The organism is Streptacidiphilus sp. MAP12-20 (assembly GCF_041262525.1).
In the GTDB taxonomy this organism is placed as follows: Bacteria; Actinomycetota; Actinomycetes; order Streptomycetales; family Streptomycetaceae; genus Streptacidiphilus.
Genome location: NZ_JBGCCK010000023.1, coordinates 83,522 through 99,269, shown reverse-complemented (window position 1 = coordinate 99,269; position 15,748 = coordinate 83,522). Strand labels below are relative to the sequence as shown.

Here is a 15,748-nt window from a genome sequence, read left to right as displayed (position 1 = left end):
GGGGGCAGTCCGGTCCGGGCGCGGGCGGAGTCATACCTGGGTATGACCATCCAGGAGTGATGAGCGGACGGCCCCGCCCGCCTACGCTGAGCTCGTGAAACGACTGCCAGCGATCGCGTCGGCGGCCTGGCGCGCCCTCAACCAGGTGCTGACCGGCCCGGATCCGGCCCCGGCCTGGCCCTGGCGCTCGCAACAGGCGCGCCGGGCCGAGTACGCCGCGCTCGCTGCGGCGACGCTGACGCTGTGCTTCGTCAACGCGACCCACGTGAACCAGGTGGCCTCCGACGGCGCCCAGCCGCCGCCCGGCCCCTGGCAGGTACTGGTCGCCGTCGCGGCGGTGCTGCCACTGGCGCTCGCCGCGAAGCATCCGATGGCGGCTTGGCGGCTCGGGTGGCTCGCCCTGCTGCTCACGCCGCTGCTGCCCGCCGCCTGGTGGGGCGGCTGGCCGTGGGGCCCCCCGCAGCTGCTGGCACTGCTCGGGGCCTTCTGCCTGGCGGGGGTCCGTCGGCAGCGGTCCGCCGTGTGGTGGATGTGGGCGCTGACGATGATTCCGTGGGGGCTGTGGCTGATCGTGGACATTCCGAACCTCAACGGCCCCGCCAGTGCCACGATGGTGTTCACCGCCGTGGCGATCGCGGTGGACAGTGCCGGCTCCCGGCTGCGTACCCAGCGCGCACTGGCCATGCAGACCGAGCTCACCGACACCGAGCGGGCGGAGCGCGCCGTGCTCCAGGAGCGCACACGGATCGCCAGGGAACTGCACGACGTGGTCGCCCATCACCTGTCGCTGATCGCGGTCCAGGCCGAGACCGCGCCCTACCGGCTCGGCGAGCTGCCGGAACCGGTCCGCGCCGAGTTCGGCTCACTGAGCGAGGTGGCCCGCGAGGCACTGACGGAGATGCGGCGGCTGCTCGGCGTGCTGCGCCAGGACCAGCCGGCCGGGCTCGCGCCGCAGCCCCAGCTGACCGAACTCCCGGCGCTCGTCGACGCCGCCCGGCGGGCGGGCGTGCAGGTCGAGCTGTCGGCGCCCCCGGAGCTCGGCAAGCTGCCCGTCGGCGTCGGGGTGTGCGCGTACCGGATCGTGCAGGAGTCACTGTCCAACGCGAGCCGGCACGCCCCGGGCGCTGCGGTCATGGTGTCGGTGGACCACGAGGCAGGCGCGGTCCGGCTCCGGGTGGCCAACGGACCCGGCAGTACGGCCACGCGACCGGGACGTGAGCGCGGACGCGGCCACGGCCTGACCGGAATGCGCGAGCGGGTGGCGCTGCTCGGCGGGTCGCTGTCGGCCGGGCCGACACCGGCCGGCGGGTTCCTGGTCTCCGTGGTGCTCCCGCTCGGAGAGTTCACATGAGCGCGGCGGGTCACGGCGGCACGCGCTGCCTGATCGCGGACGATCAGGCCATGGTCAGGGAGGGCTTCGCCGCGGTACTCGCGGCCCAGCCGGGCCTCGAGGTCGTGGGTCAGGCCGCCGACGGCGCCGAGGCGGTGTCCCAGGCGCGGCGCCTGTCTCCCGATGTCGTGCTCATGGACGTGCGGATGCCGATAATGGACGGACTCCAGGCAACCAGGGAGATCCTGCGCGGCACGGCGGGGCAGGAGTGGCCGCGGGTGCTGATGCTGACCACCTTCGATCTCGACGACTACGTGTACGAGGCGCTGCGGGCCGGTGCCAGCGGATTCCTGCTCAAGGACGCCACCGCCGCCGAACTGGTGCACGCGGTCCGGGTGGTGGCGGGTGGTGAGGCGCTCCTCGCGCCGTCGGTCACCCGGCGCCTGATCGCGGACTTCGCCCGGCTTCCGCGCCAGGACCAGCCGCCCCCGCCCGCGCTCGGCGTGCTCACCCGGCGGGAGACCGAGGTGCTGCGGCTGATCGCCCGCGGTCTGTCCAACGCCGAGATCAGCGAGACGCTCGTCATCGCCGAGCAGACCACCAAGACCTACGTCGGCCGGATCCTGGCCAAGCTCGGCCTGCGCGACCGGGCCCAGGCCGTCGTGGTCGCCTACGAGAGCGGTCTCGTCAGGCCGGGCTCCACGCAGCCAGGACTGTAGCCGGGACCGCAGCCGGGACTGCCGCCGGGACGCGCGCCCCGCCGTCTCCGGCTACCGGTATCGGCCGGTCGGATGCATGGTGGTGGGTGGGCCGAAACTCGCGATCCCGGGCGGTGAGCGCAGATGGCGGACGACGGAGCGAACGAGGGGAACTCCCCGAGCGGCAGCAGTCCGGCCGGTCCCGGCCAGGCGCGGGGACGCCGACGCAGGCGCGTCCTCGCGGGCATCGCGGGTCTCGCGGTGGTCGGGCTCGGCATCTACCTCGGTGTCTCGGTGGGAGGTGGCGGTCCGGCTTCCTCGCCGTCCTCGTCAAGCCCCTCGCCGGTCGGCAACCCGCTGACCGGCGAGGGGAGGGCGGGACACGTGCTCGGCGTCAAGATCGACAACGTGGGCGCCGCCCAGCGCGAGCAGGCGGGCCTGAACTCGGCCGACATCGTCTACGTGATCCGCGTCGAGGGCGGCCTCAGCCGCTACCTCGCCGTCTTCGACAGCCAGCACGCGCCGCCGAAGGTGGGCCCCGTGCGCAGCGCCCGGCAGACCGACATCCCGCTGCTCGCCCCCTACGGCAAGGTCGGCCTCGCCTACTCCGGCGCGATATCCGGCCTGCTGCCCGACCTCGCGGCCGCGAACCTGCAGAACGTCACGCCGGTCACGAACCCGAGCCTGTTCAGCAACGGGGGGAGCGACCCCACCTTCATCGCCCCCGACAAGGTCTTCGCCGCCTACCCGGGCCTGGCGCAGGCACCGGACGTCGGGCTCCGCTTCGGCGCCGCGCCGGCCGGTGGCGCGAGCGCTCCGAGCGTCTCGGTCCGGATGCCCTCCGCGTCCTTCAGCTTCACCGCCTCCGGCGCGAGTTGGCTGGTCTCCGTGGACGGCCGGGCCGCGACCACGACGGACCAGGGACGGACCAGCACCACCAACGTGATCGTCCAGCACGTCCAGGTCGTGCCGGGCAAGTACACCGACTTCAACGCCGGTCACGCCGACAACGAGGTCTTCTCGCAGACGACGGGGCAGGGCGCGGCCGACTTCTACCGCGACGGAAAGGTCTGGCACGGCCAGTGGTCGAAGCCGTCCGACACCGCGCCCACCGCGTTCACCGTCGGCGGCGCGCCGATGCAGCTCGCGCCCGGCCGCACCTGGATCGTGCTCGCCGGGTAACGGCCTCCCCAGGTGTAACGGCCTCCCCCGGTGCAAGGGGCGAGCCAGGCGTAAGGAGCGAGGCGGTCGTCAGCGCGCCCCCGACACCGGCCCCGCCAGGTAGGCGAAGTCGTGCGAGGCCATGTCGTGCAGCCGACTGGCGAGGTCCTCCAGCGCCCGGCTCACGGCGAGCTCGTCGCCGATCTCCGGCACGGAGCGGTCGCCCGGGTTGCGTCGCGCCACGCCGCGGCCGACCGCGCTCGCCTCTCCGCCGTCCGACATGATCGCCCGCGCCTCGGTGCGGGTCTCGTCCTCCTCGATCACGACCTTGACGGTCCATTCCTTGGTCTTCATGGGATCACCCGTTCCTGCGTGTATCACCAGTGCGCCACGCCGCGCCGCCCGCGTCCAGTCCGGCGCTGCCGCCCCGGCGGTCATGCCCGCCCGGCATCGCCGCAGCCTTGCACGGACCGGCCGTGCCGGAGCTCGCCCTCACGCGGCGAAGGGGGTGGCCCGAGCCCAGAGGCGGTCGAAGCCGTCCTCGAGTTCCTCGACGGCCTGGGCGTCGTCGATGAGCAGGACAGGACCTGTCGAGGCGTCAGGGTCCGCGAACGGGACGGTGACCAGGGCCCGTGAGCTGTCCGTCAGGATCATCCGGGTCTCCACGGACTCGGTGATCCGCGCCTCCTCCCCGGCCTCCGCATACGCCGCCGCCCGCGCGACGAGGCGAGGGTCGTCGAGCAGGTCGGCGTGGTAGACGCAGCGCACGGTCCCGCCCGAGCAGGTCAGGCTGCGGACCCGGCGAACCCAGTCCGGGTCCGCCAGGCCGTCGAACGGCGGCCGGGCGGTGGCGAGCACGGAGCGCCTGGCGTAGTCCCGCCACTGCTCCATGCGCGCGGGGGAGAGCCGGGCGTCGGCGGGCGCGGTGCGCGCCGCACCCCGCCGCGCCGCCCGCGCCTCCAGCCAGCTCTGGCGCAGTGCGGCGACCAGGTCGACGGCCACCAGTTCGAGCCGGGCCAGGCTGTCGCGGTGGGCGCCGAGCAGGGTGGCCGTCGCGTCGACCGGGTCGACGGCGCGGTACAGGGCCGGTTTGCCCGCGGCCTTGACGACCAGGCCCTGGTCGATGAGCAGGCTCAGCACGTCGTAGACCCGTTGCCGGGGGACCCTGGTCGTGTCGGCCAGATCGGTGGCGGTGGCCTGGCCGACACGAGCCAATGCGGCGTAGGCGCGGGACGCATACGGCGTCAGGCCGAGGGTCTCCAGGGCGAGTTCGCAGGACGATGGTGCTGTCGGTGTCATGCCCAACTCATATCACCGGGACATGTCCGGTTGCGACCGGTGATCATTCAACTACTGAGCCGGAGGGCGAACGGTGGCCCCCGCCCCGTCCGTCCCCGGGGACAGGGGCCACCGTCGTGCCGTTCCTATCGCGCCGCCGAACCCGCGGCCCTCGACGGATCGGCCGTGCCCGAGGCCGGCGCGGGCGCGTAACCGCTCGGCCGGGCGGTGAACGTGCCCCGGCCCTGCGTCCGGCTCCGCAGCCGGGTCGCGTAGCCGAAGAGCTCGGCCAGCGGGACGGTCGCCGTGACGACCGACGTGCCCCCGCGCACGGTCGAGCCCGACACGCGACCGCGCCGCGCCGCCAGATCGCCGAGGACCGAGCCCACCGCCTCCTCCGGCACGGTGACCGTCACCTCGACGACAGGCTCCAGAAGCACCATGACGCAGGCGCGCAGCGCCTCGCGCAGGGCGAAGCGTCCGGCCGCGCGGAAGGCCAGGTCCGAGGAGTCCTTCGGGTGCGTGGCTCCGTCGGTGAGGGTGACCCGGACACCGGTCACCCGGTGACCGCCGAGCGGACCCTCGGCCAGGGCCTCACGGCAGCCCGCCTCGAACGCGCGGACGTATTCCTGCGGCACCCGCCCGCCGGTCACGGTGGACCGGAAGGCGAAGTCCGCGCCCGCGGTCTCGACGGTCCGCTCGCCCGCTGTCTCGCCGGTCGGCTCGAACGGCTCGACGTCGACGACCACATGAGCGAACTGACCCGCCCCTCCCTCCTGTTTGACATGCCGATGGACCAGCCCGGTCACCCCGCGCGCGACGGTCTCCCGGTAGGCCACCTGCGGCCTGCCGACCCTGACCTCCAGGTCGTGGGCCCGGCGGAGCTTCTCCACCGCGACCTCCAGATGCAGCTCGCCCATGCCCGACAGCACGGTCTGACCCGTCTCCGGGTCGGTCCGCACGCCGAGCGAGGGATCCTCCTCCACTAGTCGTGCGAGCAGCCCGGTCAGCCGCTCCGCGTCGCTGCTGCGGCTCGCTTCGACCGCGACCGAGACCACCGGCTCGGCCGTGCCGGGCGGTTCGAGCAGCAGCGGCGCGCCCGGCGCGCACAGGGTCGCCCCCGCCCGCGCGGACTTGGGACCGATGACGGCGACGATGTCGCCGGCGACGGCCTGGTCCACGTCCGCGTGGCGGTCGGCCTGCACCCGCAGGATCCGCCCGATCCGCTCGGTGCGCCGTGCACCCGGGTCCAGCACGGTGTCCCCCTTCCGCAGCGTGCCCGAATAAACCCGCAGGTAGGTCAGCCTCCCGGTGGCGGCCGAGCTCACCTTGAAGACGAGCGCGGAGAGCGGCGCCGCCGGGTCTGCGGCCCGCTCGACCACCTCGCCCGACGTGGCGTCGTTGCTGCCGCGCACCGCGGGGACGTCCAACGGCGACGGCAGGTACGCGACGACCGCGTCGAGGAGCGGCTCGATCCCGCGATTGCGATACGCGGAACCGCACAGCACGACCACGGCCTCACCCGAGGCGGTGAGATCACGCAGCGCGGCGGCCAGTGTCGGCGCGCTCAACGTCGCCTCGGTGCAGAACTCCTCCAGCGCCCCGGGATGCAATCCGGCGACCGTCTCCTCCAGCAGTCGGCGTCGACGCAGTGCCTCGTCGCGCAACTCGGCCGGCACCGGCCCCTCCTGCACGCCCGTGCTCCCGCCCGCGCCGTCGTCCCACAGGAGCGCGCGCAGGCGCAGCAGGTCGACGACGCCGACGAAGCCGTCCTCCGCACCGATCGGCAGCTGCACGGTGAGCGGCGTCGCGTGCAGTCGCTCACGGATCGAGGCGACGGCCGTGTCGAGGTCGGCCCCGGCCCGGTCGAGCTTGTTGACGAAGGCGATGCGCGGCACCCCGTAGCGGTCCGCCTGTCGCCAGACGGACTCGCTCTGCGGCTCCACGCCGGCGACGGCGTCGAAGCCCGCGACCGCTCCGTCGAGGACGCGCAGCGAGCGTTCGACCTCGTCGGTGAAGTCGACGTGCCCGGGGGTGTCGATGAGGTTGATCCGGTGCCCGGCCCAGTCGCAGCTCACCGCCGCCGCGAAGATGGTGATGCCGCGGTCGCGCTCCTGCGGGTCGAAGTCGGTGACGGTCGTGCCGTCGTGGACCTCTCCGCGCTTGTGTGTGGAGCCGGTGGCGAACAGGATCCGTTCGGTGACGGTGGTCTTCCCCGCGTCGACGTGGGCCAGGATGCCCAGGTTGCGGACGGCGGAGAGGGTCTGGCGAGTGGTCGTGGAGAGGTTGGCGCGCACGGCCGTTGGCCTTTCGGGGTGATTCAGGAAGCGATGACGGCGCGATTCACCATGGTCGAGCGGGCCTGCCTGACACACCAGGACGGAACGTCAGGCAGCACGCGCGCTCGCCACGGAGCTCCGGTTCCGGCCGCGCAGCCGGTACCGGGCGGCCGAAGACACCAGGATCACCTCGAACCGCGACAGGGGAGCGACGACGGCGGCGCTGCGTGCGCGCATGGCCTGGCTCCCCTCACTGGTCACGGTGGCGCGCCCGGAGTCTCTCGTGGCGCGCGGTACGGATCGAGTGTAGGGAAACAGGGCTGACGGCGCATCGGCTTTATGGGCTCCGACGGTTCGCGAGCCCTGACGAAGCGTCGTCAACAGATCCTGTCAGAGCCATTGACCGAGGTTCGAACCAGTCGGTAACTTTCCCGCCAGTAACCTCGCGGAAATGTCGGCGACACCGGGTGGACGCCCGGCGTGCCCCGGCTTTTCGCGCGCCCGGAGCGCCACATTTGTGCCTGTACCTCCTGTCGCGGACCACCCCCCGGATTCAAGGAGAACCCGCATGTCGATCCGTGCCCGTGCCCGAAGAATGGCCGCCGTCGCGGTCGCCGCCGCCACCGTCTCCGGCCTCGCCCTCGCCGTCCCGGCCCAGGCGTCCTCGGCCGCCGGTCTCAACTACGTCGCCCTGGGCGACAGTTACAGCGCCGGTTCCGGTGTCCTCCCGGTCGACTTCAGCGCCCCGCTCGAGTGCGCCAGATCGACGGCGAACTACCCCCACGACCTCGCCGCGAGCACCGGCGCCCAGCTCACGGACGTGACCTGCGGCGGCGCCCAGACCAAGGACTTCGCCGGCTCCCAGTACCCCGGCGTCGCACCGCAGTTGAACGCGCTGAGCGACAGCACCGATCTGGTCACGCTGACCATCGGCGGCAACGACAACAACACCTTCATCAGCGCGATCCTCGCCTGCGGCTCGGCCGGCGTGGTCACCCTCGGATTCGGTCACCCCTGCGAGAGTCTCTACGGCTCCACCTTCGACGACCAGATCGACAACAACACCTACCCGGCGCTGGTGGCCGCGCTGAACGCGGTGAAGGCCAAGGCCCCGAACGCCCGGGTCGCGATCATCGGCTACCCGTGGATCGTGCCGAGCCAGGCGGTCTGGGGCTGCTTCGCCAAGATGCCGATCGCCTCCGGCGACATCCCCTACCTGCGCGAGCTCGAGGGCCACCTGAACGCGGCGGTGCAGCGTGCCGCCGACGCCACCGGGGCGACCTTCGTCGACATGGCGGCCGCCTCGGATGGACACGACGCCTGCCAGCCGATCGGAACCCGCTGGATCGAGCCCGTGCTCTTCGGCACCAACTACGTCCCCGTTCACCCGAACGCACTCGGCGAGTCCGCGATGGCCGACCAGGTAGCCGGCGCCCTCAACCTCGGCTGACCTCGCAACGGCCCAGCAGCGGCCCCGAAGGGGCACAGGCCCCGCACCCGGCGAGAGTGCGGGGCCACCTCACGGTTCAACCCCGGTGTCCCGATCAGGCGACGGCCCGATCAGACGACGGTCGCCTTCCAGTCGATCGGGTAGTCGAACTGCCAGGTGCTCTTCTCCGGCTTCATCAGCTTGAACATCACCGGCAGCAGCGCGTCGCGGACGACCCGCGCCACCGGCCCGGCGGCCTTGCGCGCGTTGGTGCGGGCGGTCGCCTTGATGATGCGTTCGACGCGCGGCCGCCGCAGCGCCTCGTAGGCCCTCAGTGCGCCGTCCAGCGGGAGGTCGCGCAGGCAGCGAGCGAGCTCGACGGAGCTCTCCGCCGCCAGGGACGCGCCCTGGCCGGAGCTGGACGACGGGGCGTGCGCGGCGTCGCCGGTGATGACCATGCGGCCACGGCTCCAGGACGGCACTCGCGGCATGTTCTGCGTGCTGCCGGCGAAGAGCATCGTCGCCGGGTCGGTGGCCCGCAGCATCTGTTCGGCCGGGTTGTGGTCGCCCGCGCAGACCTCCAGCAGCGTCGCGATCCAGTGCTCACCGCCCAGTGCCTTCTGCTCGGTGACCGAAACGGCGGTCGGGCTCGGCAGGTTGATGAACCAGACGCCCGCGCCGTCGGCGAACACCTGCCAGCCGAAGAAGGCGCGCTTGCCGAAGGTCATGTGCATCCAGCCGTCGGTCGACGCGAGCCCGGTGTCGGCCACCAAGGCGCCGAAGCCGACCGTCCCCGCGAAGCGCGGTTCGGGCGCCGCGGGGTCGATCAGGCGACGGACGGTGGAGTTGATGCCGTCGGCGCCGATCAGCACGTCGGCGTGGGCCGTGCCGCCGTTGGCGAACCGGGCGGTGATGCCGCCCTTCTCCTCGACCGCGTCGACCAGACGCTTGCCCCACACCATCGGGACGCCACGCGCCTCCGCCTCGCGGCGCAGGGTGCCGAACAGTTCGGGCCGCAGGACGAAGCGCTGCGAGGGGATCCCGGGCAGGGGGCCGAACTCGGCGAGCTGCTTGCCGTTCCAGCTCTGCAGCACGATCCCGTTCATCTGGGTGCTGACCGCGCGGACCGCGTCGCCGACGCCGATCGCGTCGAAGGCCTGGAAGCAGTTGGGCGCGAGCCCCATGCCGCCGCCGACGCCGTCGGCCGTGTCGGCGTAGGCCTCGAAGACGGTCGCCTCGATGCCCGCCTGCTGCAGGGCCATCGCGGTGACCGGGCCGGCGATACCGCCGCCTATGACCAGAGCGCTGCGGACCCGCTGCCGCTGTCCTACGGGTGTCGTCGTTTCCATGGATCGATAGTCGCACGGGTACTAGTTTCAATGCAACTAGTATCCGTGCGGAGATTTGCCTCGATCACGTGGCGCAGCTCAACTCGATATGGCTCAACTCCGAAGCAGATCAACTCCGACACAGGTCGACGTGCTGCACCGTCAGGATCGCGTCCGCGGCGGAGATCAGGCGGGCCCGGCCCAGCTCGCCGCTGTTCACGGCCGAGACGATCGCCGAGGCGGTGGCGGACGTCTGGCCGTTGACGTCGGGCCCCAGGCCGAACATCACCATGTCCGCGCCGGACTTCAACGCTTGCACGGTCGCCTGCGGCACGCTGTACCCGGCAGCCGAGATGGCCTTCGCGTCGAGCGCGTCGGTGATCACCAGGCCGTGGAAGCCGAGCCTGCCGCGCAGTTCGCCGTTGATGACGGTGGCCGAGAGGCCGGCCGGGACGGACGTCAGGCCGGGGACGGTGTTGTTGGACACCATGACCGCCGGTGCGCCCGCGGCGATGGCGTCGGCGAACGGCGGGACGCCGATCGACTGCTCGGCCGCCCACGGCACGGTCTGCGCGGGCCCGAAGTCGGAGTTCCCGCTCGATCCGCCCAGTCCGGGGAAGTGCTTCAGCACCGGGATCACGCCGCCGGACCGCATGCCGTTCATGTAAGCGATGGTGGCGCGTCCCACCAGTGCGGGATCGCCGCCGAACGAGCGAAAGCCGTCGGGGTTGGTCGTGCTGGGCGGCACGTTCGAGCCGTCGACGTCCGCGACGGGAGCCAGGTTCATGTTGACGCCCGCGGCGGCCATCCTGGCGGCGACCTGGGCTGTGGCCTGGTGGATCCGGTCGGGACTCCAGTGCGCACCCATCCAGGCCGGCCATGGCAGCGAACCGACCAGATTGGCCATCCGCTGAATGCCGCCGCCCTCCTCGTCCGTCATGACCAGCAGGCCGCTGCCCCGGGGGGCGTGCGCCCTCAGTGCGGCCAATTGGGCGCCGAGATCGGCAGGCGCGTAGCTGCCGAACAGCACGAGGCCGCCGACGCCCTCCCCGACCTCGGTCCTGACGCCGGAGACCGAGCCTTCCAGGACCGGCACCGCGATCGTCAGCAAGGCCAGTCGGCGGTCCGACCAGCCCGCTAGCCGCGTCGCGTTGCTGCAGGTGGGTGCAGGAGTCGTGCGGACCGCCGAGCTCGGGGGCGGCGGCGCAGACGACGCTGACGCGGTCCCGGAGGACGGAGAGCTCGGGACCGGGGCGGCGCTGCTCGCGCGCGGCCCTGCGGACCCACTGCCGCAGCCCGCCAGCAGCACGGCTGACCCGACAGCGAGCGCGACGGCTCGCAGCGACGTATGCGGCGTGGCCCGAACGGACTGTGTGCCACGGGTACCGGATTCGGTTCGGGCGGGGTGGCGGTGCTGCCTCATGGCCGGCTCCTTTCGCGCCTCACACCGGCGGGCGCAGTGAGATGACCTCGAACCCGGACGCGTAGCGGACGCCCAGACGACTGCCCGTCATCCGGGCGAAGGACTCCAGGAACTCCTCCGGATCCGCCATCGCGTGGTCGCCCAGGCCGGCGAGGTAGGCGCGGTGCTCCTTGAGCGAGGCCACGCCCAGCGCGAAGGTCTCCGTCGTGTCGACGGCGTGCCGACCGTCGGGGGAGCCGGCGGCGAGCACCATCTGGACCCCGTCCCAGGGCTCCAGGCCCTCAGCGAGCAGCTCGCGGAAGACCCAGCGGTTGCCCGCGTCCCGCGCCGCGTCCAGGGTCGCGCGACCGGCCGCGATGTGGTCGGCCTGGTTCGGGAACACCCCACCGTAGGTCTCGCGGTAGTTCGTCGTGATCACGACGTCGGGGCGGTGACGGCGGACCAGTCGGGCGATGTCGCGGCGCAGCGGCAGGCTGTACTCCAGCACGCCGTCGGGATGCCGCAGGAACTCGACGGTGTCGACGCCGACCACCGCCGCCGAGGCGATCTGCTCCGCCTCCCGAAGGGGGCCGCACAGCTCCGGGTCCATCGAGTCGATGCCCGCCTCGCCGCTGGTGACCATCGCGTAGACGACGCGTTTGCCCTGCGCCGTCCACCGGGCGACGGCCGCTGCCGCCCCGTACTCGAGGTCGTCGGGATGGGCGACCACCGCCAGAGCGGTCTGCCAGTCCTCGCCGACCGCTTCGAAGGGCTCGGGCGTCTGCTCGGTCAAGGTGTCGCACCCTCCGTCGGTCCGTCCGCCGCCGCCCAGTGCCGTCGGCGGGAAGCTCTCAGGTCGAGCCTAGTCACCCTGCCCGGATCAGCGCAGGCGCAGCGCCGTCATCTCCGGACGAGCAGGCCCCGGATCGGCGCGGGCACGCGCCACGCGGTGACGGAGATCGTTCGGATCGCGACAGACAGTCGCTAGTGTTCCGTAGGTCCGCTCGCCGACGCCGCACGGAGGATGCTGCCCCCATGCCCGCACGTGGGACCGCCGTACCCCTCTGGACCACCCACCTCGGCGGCGGCCGCATCGCCCGCTGGTCCGACCGGGCGCTCGACGGCGACCCCCGGGCCGAACGTCAGATCCTCTGCCTGCTGGCGCTACTGAGCCTGGGCCTGGCAGTGCTGGCTGTGGTGAGCCCCGACTTCTGGCCGCCGTCGACGCAGACGCTGCCCCTCGTCCTGGGCGGACTGCTGCTGCGCACGCGGCTCCAGTTGCTGCTCATCGCCGTCGTAGCGGTGGGGATCACCGCCGACGCCCTGTGGCGGGAACCCTACGGCGTCCGGCCCGGCTCGGCCGTCGTCCTCGGCGAGACGGCGCTGATCATGCTGATCGCCTCCCGGTTCAGCGGCAGGCTCGGCGTCCGCGGCAACCGGGGCAGCTCGGTCCTGCTGGAACTCGCCTACCGGACCCGCGAGTTGAACGTGCTGCCGGATCTGGGACCGCAATGGCGGATCGACCAGGCACTCGTCCCGACCGGCGGTCTCTCCTTCTCCGGCGACCTGCTGCTGACCCGCCGTCACCAGGACACCGGCCTGTTCGAAGCGCTGCTCGTCGACGTCTCGGGCAAGGGCAGCCGGGCCGCCGCCCGTTCGCTCCACCTGTCCGGAGCCTTCGCCGCGCTGCTCGGCTCCGTCCGGCCCGAGCAACTGCTGCCCGCCGCGAACAGGTACATGCTGCGCCTGGACTGGCAGGACGAGTTCGCCACGGCCGTCCATCTGGCGCTGGACCCCGCCAGCGGTGACTACCAGCTCTTCAACGCCGGGCACCCGCCGCCCGGCTGCCACACTCCGGGCACGGGATGGACCCTGCTCCACGACGCTGGTCCGGCCCTGGGGCTGCTCCCCGACATGGCCTACCCCGCCAGCACCGGCCGCCTCGACGTCGGGATGACGCTGCTCCTCTACAGCGACGGCCTGGTCGAGGTCCCCGGCGAGGATCTCGACCTCGGCATCCGCCGCCTGCTGGACGCGGCTACGCCCCTGCTGTCCGCCCGCCCGCCCCAGGGCATCGCGGCCACTTTGCTCCAGCAGGTCGCCGGCGACATCGCGGACGACCGCAGCCTGCTGGTCGTCCAGCGGGAGCGACCCGGCTGAGCCGCCCTGGCGCGGCGTCAGCTCACGTCATCGTCCGGGCGTCGTGCCTGAACCCGGCGTGGCGGTGGTCGTGGCCGTGTTCGCGGTCGGCGTCGGCGTCGTGTTCGTGGTCGCTGTCGGGCTCGGTGAGGTCGCGGAGCCGGAGGGGGAGCTGGACGCGGAGCCGGAAGGGGAGAGCGAAGGAATCGCACTCGGCGATGTCGACGCGCGGGTGGGCGACGTCGACGGATCGGCCGTCGCCGACGAGCGCGGGGACGTGCCAGGCGTGGCGGTGCCCGCCGGTGCGGTGTCCGAGCTGCTGGGAGGCTCAGCCGCTGTGCCGTTGCCGCCCGCAGTGGTACCTGCGGGCGCGCTCGACCCGGCCGGTGCCGGCGCCGTGCCGGCCGCGCGACGGGGCGCGGACGTCACGGGGGGCGTGGTGGTGCCACCGGACATGGGGACCTGCGTGGCCGGACCTGAGGGCGCGGCGGCGGACGGCGTCGACGTCGGGTTTGGCGTCGGAGTCGGGCTCGCCGACGTGGCCGCTGCCGTCGCGCCGGCACTCGGCGCACCGCCGGTCGTCGTGACGGACCTGTTGCTGCTCAGTCCCGCCGCAGTGGCCCTGGTCCCGGGCGACGCGTGCGCGCCGGTGAGCGTCATGGCCGCCACCGCGCCCGCCGCAGCCAGGGCGAGCCCGCCGGCGGCAGCGAGCGTTCCGGGTCCGCCGGGCACGGAGCGGCCGGACAGCGTGCGGGGGCGGACGCGCCGGTGACGCAGCACGCCCTGGGGGTGGCCGGCGCGTCCCGAGGCGCCGAGCGGCACCAGGAAGCGGACGGCTCCAGTCGCGAACACGGACAGCAGAGCGGGGCCGACCAGTGCGGGCACCCGACGGTTCGCCTCACGCAGCAGGGCGAGTCGGTCGTGGCAGTCGGAGCAGAACTCCGTATGGGTCCGCAGCAGGCGGTCCTGGCGGGAGTTGCCGGCGGCGAGGACCACGCCGCGCAGTTGCTCCCACTGCGGCGCGCAGGCGGGATCCGCGGGCGTGCCCGGTTGCGCGCGCAGGTAGGCCTGTCGCAGTCCCTCCTCGGCGCGGTCCAGCAGAGCGGCAGTGGCTTCCCGGCTGGTGCCAAGTTCCTTCCCCGCATCGTCGAGCGGCCGCTGCTCGACTTCGGCCAGCCAGAGCGCGCGCACCCAGCGGTGCGGCAGTTGCCGTACCGCCTCCGCCAGCACCTCCACCTGGGCAATGCACTGACCACGCCCCGGCGCGTCCTCGCCCCGGGCGCGTTCCGCGACCAGGCGACGGACGTCCGCGGCCAGGCGGTCGCTCGCGTAGTCGACAGGCTGCCCCGTGATGCTGCGCCGCCACAGGTGGAAGAGCGCCTCAGCGGTCAGGTCCTCGGCCAGCAGCGCGTCGCCGGTCAGGCTGCGCGCGTACGCGGCCAGCGCGGCGTGGTGCTCCTGCCGGGCACGGGTCCAGGCCGCGAGAGCGGGCTGCGGGCCCGGCGCGGTGTCGGTGGTCGTCGCGTCGCCGGAGGCGGGCGTGGCAGTGTCGCCCTGGGTCACGGGAGCCCCTTGGAGTGCGAGGTGCGGGGGGCCTCTGCGGCGGGACCCCGGGTGCGGTCGGGTGGTGGCGTCCACTAGATGCCGAGCGGCGCGAATTGCCAATGGCGCAGATCACAGCGGAGCAGACGGTCGCGAGTCGCGGCCGGGGGTTGACTGCGGCGGACCGTGAGCGCATACTTAACGTATTAGTTATGGAACAAGGTGGTTATGGATGGCTGTCGACCAGCTCAGCATCGTCTTCGGCGCCCTGGCCGACCCCACCCGACGCGCGATACTGACCCGGCTGACCAGCGGCGACGCCACCGTCGCCGAACTGGCGGCGCCGTTTCGGATGTCGCAGCCGGCGATCTCGCGGCACCTGAAGGTGCTGGAGCAGGCGGGGCTGATCTCACGCAGTCGGCGGGCCACGGCGCGGCTCAGCCATCTCGAAGCCGAGCCGCTGCGTGAGGTCACCGGCTGGCTGACCCGCTACCAGCGGTTCTGGGACGAGAGCCACGAGCGGCTCGACGAGCTCCTCGCCTCTCTGCAGAGCACGCCGGACGACGTACCGGCACCGGACGAAGCCTCCGGGCCGGAAGACCGAACCAAGGGAGAGTCGACATGAGCAAGACGCAGATCACCGCGGAGCCCGGGGTCCCGCTCATCGTCATGGAGTGCGAGTTCGACGCACCGCGCGACCTCGTCTTCCGCGCCTACATCGAGCCGGACCTCATGGCGCGGTGGGTCGGACCGCGCTACCTGACGACGACAGTGGACCGCTGGGAGGCCCGCGACGGCGGCCGGTGGCGCTTCGTCCAGCAGGCTCCAGACGGGAGCGAGTACGGCTTCCATGGCGTTTTCCACGGCGACGCCTCGCCGCAGGAGACGGTACGGACCTTCGAGTTCGAGGGCGTCCCGGGACACGTCGCCCTGGAGACGCTGACCATGACGGAACTGGAGGGAGGTCGCACGCGAGTGCGCACCCTGTCCTGCTTCCAGGCCGTACAGGACCGCGACGCCGCGATCGCCTCGGGGATGGAGAGCGGTGTCCGCGAGGGTGAGGAACGCCTGCGCGAGCTCCTCGCCTCGCTGCAGGGCTGAGAGACTCTGCCGGGTTTCCCGTCGCGCCCCGAGGATGTGACGGCGGTCACAGCAATCCGTT

The 15,748-nt window shown here is 72.7% G+C and carries 15 protein-coding genes; 7 read left to right on the top strand and 8 right to left on the bottom strand.

Annotated features, from left to right (window positions below):
* Positions 1 to 94: 94 nt before the first annotated feature.
* The 3 genes from ABIA32_RS26945 (at position 95) to ABIA32_RS26935 (ending at position 3,210) form a co-directional block, all read left to right on the top strand.
* A complete protein-coding gene (locus ABIA32_RS26945) occupies positions 95 to 1,351 on the top strand; it encodes a sensor histidine kinase (protein ID WP_370100674.1) in 1,257 nt (418 codons plus the stop codon).
* Positions 1,348 to 2,049 (top strand): response regulator, encoded by a 702-nt coding sequence (locus tag ABIA32_RS26940; protein ID WP_370100671.1) that lies wholly within the window; start codon positions 1,348 to 1,350, stop codon positions 2,047 to 2,049. The genes ABIA32_RS26945 and ABIA32_RS26940 overlap by 4 nt, the downstream gene beginning before the upstream one ends.
* Positions 2,050 to 2,172: 123 nt before the next feature.
* On the top strand, positions 2,173 to 3,210 hold the full coding sequence (locus tag ABIA32_RS26935; RefSeq protein WP_370100668.1) for a DUF3048 domain-containing protein: 1,038 nt from the start codon (positions 2,173 to 2,175) through the stop codon (positions 3,208 to 3,210).
* A 69-nt stretch (positions 3,211 to 3,279) separates the two neighbouring features.
* On the opposite strand, the gene ABIA32_RS26930 is transcribed toward ABIA32_RS26935, so the two are convergent.
* The 4 genes from ABIA32_RS26930 to ABIA32_RS26915 form a co-directional block, all read right to left on the bottom strand.
* Positions 3,280 to 3,543, bottom strand: coding sequence for a DUF1876 domain-containing protein (locus tag ABIA32_RS26930; protein WP_370100665.1), 264 nt, complete (start codon positions 3,541 to 3,543; stop codon positions 3,280 to 3,282).
* Positions 3,544 to 3,681: 138 nt separating this feature from the next.
* Positions 3,682 to 4,488, bottom strand: coding sequence for a TrmB family transcriptional regulator (locus ABIA32_RS26925; protein ID WP_370100662.1), 807 nt, complete (start codon positions 4,486 to 4,488; stop codon positions 3,682 to 3,684).
* 125 nt (positions 4,489 to 4,613) lie between these two features.
* Positions 4,614 to 6,764, bottom strand: a complete 2,151-nt coding sequence (gene fusA, locus ABIA32_RS26920; protein WP_370100659.1) for an elongation factor G — start codon at positions 6,762 to 6,764, stop codon at positions 4,614 to 4,616.
* A gap of 90 nt (positions 6,765 to 6,854) precedes the next feature.
* Entirely contained in the window at positions 6,855 to 6,983 is a 129-nt protein-coding gene (locus ABIA32_RS26915) for a hypothetical protein (RefSeq protein ID WP_370100657.1), read from the bottom strand.
* Between the two features lie 331 nt (positions 6,984 to 7,314).
* On the opposite strand from ABIA32_RS26915, the gene ABIA32_RS26910 reads away from it, so the two are divergent.
* Positions 7,315 to 8,196 (top strand): SGNH/GDSL hydrolase family protein, encoded by an 882-nt coding sequence (locus ABIA32_RS26910; protein ID WP_370100654.1) that lies wholly within the window; start codon positions 7,315 to 7,317, stop codon positions 8,194 to 8,196.
* Positions 8,197 to 8,306: 110 nt separating this feature from the next.
* Here the strand turns inward: ABIA32_RS26910 and ABIA32_RS26905 are convergent, their stop codons facing one another.
* The 3 genes from ABIA32_RS26905 to ABIA32_RS26895 form a co-directional block, all read right to left on the bottom strand.
* Positions 8,307 to 9,524, bottom strand: coding sequence for an FAD-dependent oxidoreductase (locus tag ABIA32_RS26905; protein WP_370100651.1), 1,218 nt, complete (start codon positions 9,522 to 9,524; stop codon positions 8,307 to 8,309).
* A 109-nt stretch (positions 9,525 to 9,633) separates the two neighbouring features.
* Positions 9,634 to 10,926 (bottom strand): glycoside hydrolase family 3 N-terminal domain-containing protein, encoded by a 1,293-nt coding sequence (locus ABIA32_RS26900; protein ID WP_370100648.1) that lies wholly within the window; start codon positions 10,924 to 10,926, stop codon positions 9,634 to 9,636.
* A 19-nt stretch (positions 10,927 to 10,945) separates the two neighbouring features.
* A complete protein-coding gene (locus tag ABIA32_RS26895; RefSeq protein ID WP_370100646.1) occupies positions 10,946 to 11,698 on the bottom strand; it encodes a PIG-L deacetylase family protein in 753 nt (250 codons plus the stop codon).
* A 242-nt stretch (positions 11,699 to 11,940) separates the two neighbouring features.
* Between ABIA32_RS26895 and ABIA32_RS26890 the strand changes: the two genes are divergently transcribed.
* Positions 11,941 to 13,065 carry a PP2C family protein-serine/threonine phosphatase gene (locus ABIA32_RS26890; RefSeq protein WP_370100643.1) on the top strand — a complete coding sequence of 375 codons (1,125 nt, stop codon included), beginning with the start codon at positions 11,941 to 11,943 and terminating at the stop codon, positions 13,063 to 13,065.
* A 27-nt stretch (positions 13,066 to 13,092) separates the two neighbouring features.
* On the opposite strand, the gene ABIA32_RS26885 is transcribed toward ABIA32_RS26890, so the two are convergent.
* A complete protein-coding gene (locus tag ABIA32_RS26885) occupies positions 13,093 to 14,607 on the bottom strand; it encodes a hypothetical protein (protein WP_370100641.1) in 1,515 nt (504 codons plus the stop codon).
* Between the two features lie 211 nt (positions 14,608 to 14,818).
* Between ABIA32_RS26885 and ABIA32_RS26880 the strand changes: the two genes are divergently transcribed.
* Together ABIA32_RS26880 and ABIA32_RS26875 are read left to right on the top strand one after the other, a co-directional pair.
* Positions 14,819 to 15,211, top strand: a complete 393-nt coding sequence (locus ABIA32_RS26880) for an ArsR/SmtB family transcription factor (RefSeq protein WP_370100638.1) — start codon at positions 14,819 to 14,821, stop codon at positions 15,209 to 15,211.
* Positions 15,208 to 15,687 (top strand): SRPBCC family protein, encoded by a 480-nt coding sequence (locus ABIA32_RS26875; protein WP_370100636.1) that lies wholly within the window; start codon positions 15,208 to 15,210, stop codon positions 15,685 to 15,687. The genes ABIA32_RS26880 and ABIA32_RS26875 overlap by 4 nt, the downstream gene beginning before the upstream one ends.
* The last annotated feature ends 61 nt before the right edge of the window (positions 15,688 to 15,748 follow it).

Bases quoted from the DNA above. Each gene is read 5' to 3' on its own strand.
- ABIA32_RS26940 (WP_370100671.1), top strand. From the start codon at position 1,348: ATGAGCGCGGCGGGTCACGGCGGCACGCGCTGCCTGATCGCGGACGAT.
- ABIA32_RS26935 (WP_370100668.1), top strand. From the start codon at position 2,173: ATGGCGGACGACGGAGCGAACGAGGGGAACTCCCCGAGCGGCAGCAGT.
- ABIA32_RS26930 (WP_370100665.1), bottom strand. From the start codon at position 3,543: ATGAAGACCAAGGAATGGACCGTCAAGGTCGTGATCGAGGAGGACGAG.
- ABIA32_RS26925 (WP_370100662.1), bottom strand. From the start codon at position 4,488: ATGACACCGACAGCACCATCGTCCTGCGAACTCGCCCTGGAGACCCTC.
- ABIA32_RS26915 (WP_370100657.1), bottom strand. From the start codon at position 6,983: ATGCGCGCACGCAGCGCCGCCGTCGTCGCTCCCCTGTCGCGGTTCGAG.
- ABIA32_RS26910 (WP_370100654.1), top strand. From the start codon at position 7,315: ATGTCGATCCGTGCCCGTGCCCGAAGAATGGCCGCCGTCGCGGTCGCC.
- ABIA32_RS26905 (WP_370100651.1), bottom strand. From the start codon at position 9,524: ATGGAAACGACGACACCCGTAGGACAGCGGCAGCGGGTCCGCAGCGCT.
- ABIA32_RS26900 (WP_370100648.1), bottom strand. From the start codon at position 10,926: ATGAGGCAGCACCGCCACCCCGCCCGAACCGAATCCGGTACCCGTGGC.
- ABIA32_RS26890 (WP_370100643.1), top strand. From the start codon at position 11,941: ATGCCCGCACGTGGGACCGCCGTACCCCTCTGGACCACCCACCTCGGC.
- ABIA32_RS26880 (WP_370100638.1), top strand. From the start codon at position 14,819: ATGGCTGTCGACCAGCTCAGCATCGTCTTCGGCGCCCTGGCCGACCCC.
- ABIA32_RS26875 (WP_370100636.1), top strand. From the start codon at position 15,208: ATGAGCAAGACGCAGATCACCGCGGAGCCCGGGGTCCCGCTCATCGTC.